Below are 7039 nucleotides of genomic sequence, written 5' to 3'. Positions count from 1 at the left end.
TCATAAAATTTATACATGATTTTATTTAGTGTGCGTAGATTTCCGCAACAAAGCTCATAGGCCTTGTCATAGTCTTTTTTCTGAAAATTTAGGTATTTATCGTAGCCCTTTTGTCCTATTTTTCTTTGCAAATAGACTATGATTTCATTCGTGTTTGCACTTCCAAGCTCTATACTTTCCCAAATTCTAGTTTGAAAATAGTCCTTTGCTAGCACATCTTCATTTTCGGTTTTATGAATCGTAAATAGAAATTTAAATAATCTTGTATCGGCCATTAGCCTTATTTTTTCGATCAATTCAGTAGGATAAAGTTGTGCTTCATCTAGAATGACGACTATTTGGTTTTGTAAAATTTCATCTTTATTTTTAAATTCTTTTGAGTAGTGTGCAACAAAACTTTCAAAATTATTTATATTATCAAGCTTACTTCCGTATATATCTTCACAAAGAGCTTCTATAAATGTAGGCTCGCTAAAAAAAGGATGCGGGAAAAAAATTAATTTTTTATCCTTTTGAAGATCAGAGGCTATCTTGTTTAACAAAAAGGTCTTTCCACTACCGGGCTTGCCATAAAAAAGTATAAGTTTTAATGGCTTTTTTAGAGCCGAAACGATCTTATTGTAACAAGTGATCGAGTTGTCTAGATTAACAAAATCGGCTACTTCGTCTTCGTTGATAAAGATATCTTTTATATCTGTATAAATATTCTTGTTATTCATAGATCGTTTTAGAAAAACCTAAGTCTTTTAATGATTGATTAAGTGGCTTTTTTTTGTCAAAATCAACTACATGAGGAGTGATGACAAAGATAAGCTCTGTTGTTTTTATATTGTCTCTTGTGCTTTTAAAGACACCACCTATAAGTGGGATATCAGAAAGAATAGGTACAGAAGTATTATTTTTACCCTTTGTCTGGCCTATTAGTCCACCAAGAATAATAGTATCACCGCTATCAACTTGAACAACAGTTGAAAGCTTCTTTTGTACCGTATCTGGAGCAATCTCTCTTAACGCATTTTGTCTTGTGTCGTCTTCAGCGTATTTGAAGTTACTAAGCGATGGATTGATTCGAAGCATGATTTTATTATTATCAGAGACTTCTGGTAATAAATTTAATAATATGCCTATAAAAACAGAGTATTGTTTATAAGTAGTTGTCAGCCTATCACTATTGCTGTTTCCATTGTCGGTCTTTTGTTGAACACGGTAGTTTATGTTATCACCAACTGAGATTAGCGCTTGCTGATTATTAAGTGTTGTTACTTTTGGGCTTGATATAACCTTTGTCTTTCCATTTGTTTCAAGAAAATTTATCATTCCATCAAGACTAAAATTTAAATTAGCTGCGATATTTAATGTACGGCCAAATCCATCACTTAGGCTATTGCCTTTATTTGTCCAAGTAGCACTTGAGCTCGGATTATTTCTTGAATTACCAATGTATGTATTAAATCCAAGTTCAAATTTACTCCAATCAACACCTTGCTTATATTCATTATTTAATTCAACTGAAATAATAGAAACATCAATAATTACTTGTTTCTTTAGTCTTTTTTGCATTTCATCTATATATTTCTCGACACGCTTAAGTTGAGAAGGAGTGGCTGTAACAGTGATAAGACCTGCATTTTGATTTATTATAGGATCAGGCGCTGTGATATGTTCGCTACTATTATTTAAAATAGCTTTGAGCTCAGCATCTAGTTTTTCCCAAAAATCAAACCTTTCAGTAGTTTTTATAAGGTTGCTTGAGCCTTGAGAACTATCATCTTGGGAATTATCGCTACTACTTGAACCACTAGAGATTTCAGATGGAGTAGCATCCACTGAAGCTTGGGTGACAGCAGTTCCTTCTCTAATAGAAGTTATATAATCTAGTTTAAAAATTTGGGTTTTTAAAGATGAAATTTTTAATACATTATTTGAAAACTCGTAGCTTAAATTTTTCTCACTTAAAAGTAGGTCAAAAACTTCGCTAAGACTCATATTTCTGATATTAACGCCAAAAACTTTATCTTTTAGCTCTGTCTTACTATAAGTATCTTTTGCAACAATACTAAAGTTACACATCTCTGAAAGCTGATTTAACACATCTACTAGCGCAACATCATCTGAAATTTTCATATTAAAATTCTTGCTTAAACAACTACTCTCATTGGCACTAGCATAATTCATATTTAAGCAAATGAGTGCACCTATTATTAATATTTTACTTAATCTTAATCTCAACATTTTTACTTCCATTTTTTAAAATTAGCTCTTGTTTTTCATCGCCTTTTACTAAAAAAACACTATTTTTAGTAATGTTAGCTATTTTGTAACCATCAACAATATCGCCGACAGCATACCATTTGGAATCAATATTTGCTTTGTTTAATAAAATTGCTTTTAAACTAAGTCCTTTTGAAGCTTGAGTGATAATTGATGAATTTTGATCTGCTATCGTCTTGATAGGTTCTTGTTTAAAAGGATTTTTTATACTCGAAAGCTCAATATCACTAAGTCCGCTTCTTTTTTCCTTTATTTTTTCAAAAATTTTATCATAAGAGTCCATTTCCTCTTGAAGCTGATTAGCAAAAGCAATATTTAAAAATAAAAAAGCCAATAAAATTTTTATTTTCATTAGTATTTCATCCCCCAAACAGATATCGAGATCTTAGCGCCAAGCTCTTTTTGGGTAGAATTTACATCCATTTTATGAAGATCAACTACTAGCTTTGATTCTTCAAGGCCATTTATATATGAAAGCATATCTTTAAAACCTCCCAAAAATGTCAAGTCAATATTTAAAATTTGCTCAATCTTTTGGAAATTTGGCTCTTTTATATCACTTTTTAACTCTAAAATTTTTATATTATTTTGCTTTGCTAAAGATACGATGTTGTCTAAAAAATTTGCCCAATTTTGATCGTTAAATAATAAAAACGATAGTTCTTTTAGCTTTGAGTCAAAATGAGCATTAAATTTTAAAACGCTAGAATATTTGCCTTTAAGCGTTTCAAGTATTTTTGACTCTTCCTTTATTTTAAAATTTTTATCCCCACTAGGTGAGCTAGTTGATCTTAAATAATCTCTTGTTCTTGAAAGATCATTGCTAATTTTAGTATGCGAATTAAGTCTTTCATCATAAAAATCTTGCGATGGATCAAAGCAAAGCATATAAACAATATAAATAATAATTAAAGCTGAACCTAAAAAAATTATATTTGTTTCACTTTGTTTTTTTGCGTCAAAATACTTATCTATTTTACTTAAAACATCTTGTCTCATTGTCTAATCTCTATACTTATATTACTTTCATACTCGTTGTTTTGCCTATCTTCTTTAATTTTTTTTGTATTTACTGAATATTTAGGCATCTTGCTAATATCTTTTATTAGCTGCGTAATCCTTTTTTCATTATCGCTAACAACTGTTACTGTTAAATTTTTATCGTTGTTTTTAATATTTGTTATAAAAATGCTATTGTTGTTTATCATATCGGTAATTTCAAAAAGATTTAAGCCTTTCATTACGTAATGATCTTTTTTATTTTCAATTTCTTGAAGCAACCCTTTTCTAAAATTTAACTTCTCTTCCTCTTTATCAGTTAATCCTTTTATATCGTTTTGCTCTTTTTTTAGTCTTTCAAGAGTACTTCTTATTTGTTCTGCTTGTGCATTAAGCACATCAAGCTCATCGCTTAGTCTTTGCGAATCTGCCTCTAAAATACTGCCAGCTATATAATTATAAAGTGGATAGGACATGCTTAGGCAAAAAGCAGCAGCACATGTCAGTATAAATTTACCGCTTTTTCTTTTTGTGAATGGATCAGGTCTAAGCAAATTTGAGAAGTTAAAATCAGCATTAAAGGCCTCTTTTTTGTAAAAATTTGCATACAAAACCATCATGTTATACCGTTCGCTAATGGCTAAATTTTTAGAATTTATTACAGTGCTTGTATTTAATTTCGTAGCATTTGTGCCAAGCTTTGTATTGATGAATTTCTCAAAACGCTCTATTTTATAGTCGCAGTCAATATAGATATTTTTTATATTTATGCCATAGATTCTATTGACAACATTTATCGTGTCATTTACGTAAAATATATAGTCCTCAAAAACAGTATTTAAATCGTAGCTAAAGCCTTCTTCATTGCTATCTAAAAGTCCTCTTGTCTTTAGGATATCTAAAAAGCTTTCTAGGCTTACTCTTTCGCCGCTTTGCTCTATAAATTTATCTTTTAGATAATTTAGTGTGTATCTTAAACCTCTTGATGTAAGGTATTCTCCATTTACATAAATGCTTATAAATGCTTCATCGGCCCTAAATGTCAAAAAACAATCACTCTGAGTGCTAGGAAGTAAGCCTTTTTTATATATAGCACTATATAAAAGTGGCTCTACAACGACATAATCTATAAAAGGTACTCTTTTAGAAATATTTTTAAAAATTTTATTTATCGTTTCGTTTGTAGCAATAAAAACATTAAAAATTCTATCTTCTTTTTCAACATTACTTTCAAAATAAACTATTTTATAGTCAATCGCAGGATCAAGAGAGAGCTCTTCGTAAATTTTGATCGAGATATTATTTTCAATATCCTCATCATCTATTGTTCTTGAGATGTTTATGGTAGCTGTTATTATATCTTTGTATTCGATATAAGATATAAAAAAGTCTCGCTTTAGAATATTCTTTGAAAGACTTAGCGTATCGACATTGCTATTAGAAAATCTAAAACCTTCATATTCATAAGGATCTAGAGTAACGATTGGATTATCGTTAATCTTTCTAAGCTTTAACATAAAAATTTACCTCATAATGCTCTAATTGGGCCGTATTTTAATATTTTTAAAATAAAAAATCAACATCCAATTATTTTATTAAGGCTCTTTTCTTCTTTACTCCAGCCTTTTTTAACGATTACATCGAGTTTCAAAAAGACCTTTGATCCGGTTAAATTTTGTATTAACTTTCTTGCAAAAATTCCTATTCGTTTTATCGTTTCACCATTCTTACCAATGATTATACTTTTGTGAATTTCGCGCTCAGTGATGATGCTCGCATAAATTTCAGTTATGCCAGGTTTTTCTTTTACGCTTTTTATGATCGCATCGCTAAGATATGGGATCTCATCGCTTAAATTTTCATATATCGCTTCTAGTATAAATTCTCTAAAAATTTCCTTTTCATTTGTTGAAGTAAGAAATTCTGGATCGTAAAAATACTCATGCTCTGGCAAAAGCTTACAAATTTCATCAAGAAGCGGCTTTTTATAGGTAGGCTGCTTGGTGCTAAAAGTAAGCAGAGCTGCAAATTTATCTTGAAATTTTTGATACTGGGTGATCTTTTCTAGCACTTTAGCGTTTGAGCTCTCATCGACTTTTGTTAGCACTAAGATGTGTGGTTTTTCAGGATTTAGAGTTAGAAATTTCTCATAGTCACTTGTATCATCATGAATAGGCGCTAAAAATACGATGAGATCGCAGTCTCCCATCGATTTTATCGCTTGGCTGATTAGTAGCTGATTTATCGCCTTGTTGCTTTCATGAAGTCCTGGCGTGTCGGTGAAGATGATTTGATCTTCATCATTCATTACTATGCCATTTATCTTTCTGCGAGTTGCATTTTGTTTGTGCGAAACAATGGCGATCTTTTCGTTCAACAAGGCATTTAAAAACGAGCTTTTGCCAGCATTTGTGCGTCCTATGATGCTAACAAAGCCCGATTTCAAAGTATATACCTCGCTAGATCTTGATCCTCAATCACGTCTTTTAGGCGCTCTTTTACGAGCTCTTTTGTCACACTTATCTTCTCGCCGCTCTTTTCGCTAGCCTCAAAGCTGATATCTTCTATCACGCGCTCGATCACCGTGTGAAGGCGTCTAGCACCGATGTCTTCCATCTTTTCGTTTGCGGCATGGGCGATCCTGGCTATCTCTTTTATCGCTTCATCGTCAAATTCTAGCTCAACATTTTCGGTTGAGAGTAGGGCGATGTATTGTTTTAAAAGCGAATTTTTTGGCTGAGTTAAAATTTGATAAAGCGCGTCCTCATCAAGGCTATCAAGCTCGACTCTTAGTGGAAAACGGCCTTGAAGCTCAGGGATGAGATCACTTGGCTTGCTTATGTGAAAGGCGCCAGCAGCAATAAATAAAATATGATCTGTCTTTAAATTTCCAAATTTAGTATTTACATTCGAGCCCTCAACGATAGGTAGCAAGTCTCTTTGCACACCTTCTTTGCTTGGATCTTGCCTGTTTGAGCTACCTGAGCCAACAGCAACCTTATCGATCTCATCTATAAAGATGATACCTTCGTTTTCAGCCCTTCTTAAGGCCTCGGTTTTTATACTCTCAAGGTCTAAAATTTTATCATTTGCTTCGCTTTGAAGGGCTTTTTTGGCGTCTTTTACCTTCATCTCTTTTTTAATGTTTTTGCCACCGATGCCAATTATCTTTATAAAGCTTTCTTGCATCTGCACCATATCAGGTGGCACATTTGAGCCAGCTTCAAGCGGGTTTTGCTGCACCTCTATCTCGATGCTTAGCTCGTCAAGCTCGCCGTTTCTTAGTCTATTTAGCATTTTCTCATAGCTCTTTGCGTACTCTGCTTGCTTCTCCTCGCTTGCACCTTTTGGAAGTGGTGGAAGCAGTTTTGAGACGATCTTTTCTTCGATGTACGCGTTGATTTTGTCTTGATTTTTCTCGCTTTGCTCGTTTTTCACGAGGTTGTATGATGCCATAGCAAGGTCTCTTACCATGCTTTCAACATCACGGCCAACAAAGCCAACTTCAGTATATTTACTAGCCTCAACCTTGATAAATGGTAATCCCATCATCTTTGAAAGGCGCCTTGCGATCTCAGTTTTACCAACACCAGTTGAGCCAATCATCAAGATGTTTTTTGGCATGATGTCATCTTGCAAGCTCTTTTCAAGCTTCATACGGCGATATCTGTTACGAAGTGCGATCGCTATGATCTTTTTGGCGTCCTTTTGACCGATCACATAGTCATCTAAAAATTTAACAATTTCTCTTGGTGTTAAGTTCATTTTC

The 7039-nt window shown here is 32.8% G+C and carries 7 protein-coding genes; all 7 read right to left on the bottom strand.

The genetic code is table 11. The features are described from left to right. The coding region (locus tag CYP54_RS01625; protein WP_103603943.1) for an ATP-binding protein at positions 1–719 on the bottom strand (719 nt) is incomplete at its 3' end. Beyond that, positions 712–2232, bottom strand: coding sequence for a pilus (MSHA type) biogenesis protein MshL (gene mshL / locus CYP54_RS01620; protein ID WP_103603942.1), 1521 nt, complete (start codon positions 2230–2232; stop codon positions 712–714). The genes mshL and CYP54_RS01625, both read right to left, overlap by 8 nt. Next, a complete protein-coding gene (locus tag CYP54_RS01615; protein WP_181001489.1) occupies positions 2210–2623 on the bottom strand; it encodes a hypothetical protein in 414 nt (137 codons plus the stop codon). Before CYP54_RS01615 ends, mshL begins: the two co-directional genes overlap by 23 nt. Then, complete coding sequence (locus CYP54_RS01610; RefSeq protein WP_103603941.1) at positions 2623–3270, bottom strand: pilus assembly protein PilO; 648 nt, start codon at positions 3268–3270, stop codon at positions 2623–2625. The genes CYP54_RS01615 and CYP54_RS01610 overlap by 1 nt, the downstream gene beginning before the upstream one ends. Continuing rightward, positions 3267–4787: a C4-dicarboxylate ABC transporter gene (locus CYP54_RS01605; RefSeq protein ID WP_103603940.1), complete on the bottom strand. Its 1521-nt coding sequence runs from the start codon at positions 4785–4787 to the stop codon at positions 3267–3269. The genes CYP54_RS01610 and CYP54_RS01605 overlap by 4 nt, the downstream gene beginning before the upstream one ends. Before the next feature lie 59 nt (positions 4788–4846). After that, positions 4847–5716, bottom strand: a complete 870-nt coding sequence (gene era, locus CYP54_RS01600; protein WP_103603939.1) for a GTPase Era — start codon at positions 5714–5716, stop codon at positions 4847–4849. Next, positions 5713–7035 (bottom strand): ATP-dependent protease ATPase subunit HslU, encoded by a 1323-nt coding sequence (gene hslU, locus CYP54_RS01595; protein WP_103603938.1) that lies wholly within the window; start codon positions 7033–7035, stop codon positions 5713–5715. Before hslU ends, era begins: the two co-directional genes overlap by 4 nt. Positions 7036–7039: the final 4 nt, after the last annotated feature.

Origin of the sequence: Campylobacter concisus, assembly GCF_002914005.1 — a bacterium.
GTDB lineage: Bacteria > Campylobacterota > Campylobacteria > Campylobacterales > Campylobacteraceae > Campylobacter_A > Campylobacter_A concisus_N.
This window is presented reverse-complemented; position numbering and strand designations above follow the sequence as displayed.

Bases quoted from the DNA above. Each gene is read 5' to 3' on its own strand.
- CYP54_RS01615 (WP_181001489.1), bottom strand. From the start codon at position 2,623: ATGAAAATAAAAATTTTATTGGCTTTTTTATTTTTAAATATTGCTTTT.
- CYP54_RS01610 (WP_103603941.1), bottom strand. From the start codon at position 3,270: ATGAGACAAGATGTTTTAAGTAAAATAGATAAGTATTTTGACGCAAAA.
- mshL (WP_103603942.1), bottom strand. From the start codon at position 2,232: ATGTTGAGATTAAGATTAAGTAAAATATTAATAATAGGTGCACTCATT.
- hslU (WP_103603938.1), bottom strand. From the start codon at position 7,035: ATGAACTTAACACCAAGAGAAATTGTTAAATTTTTAGATGACTATGTG.
- CYP54_RS01605 (WP_103603940.1), bottom strand. From the start codon at position 4,787: ATGTTAAAGCTTAGAAAGATTAACGATAATCCAATCGTTACTCTAGAT.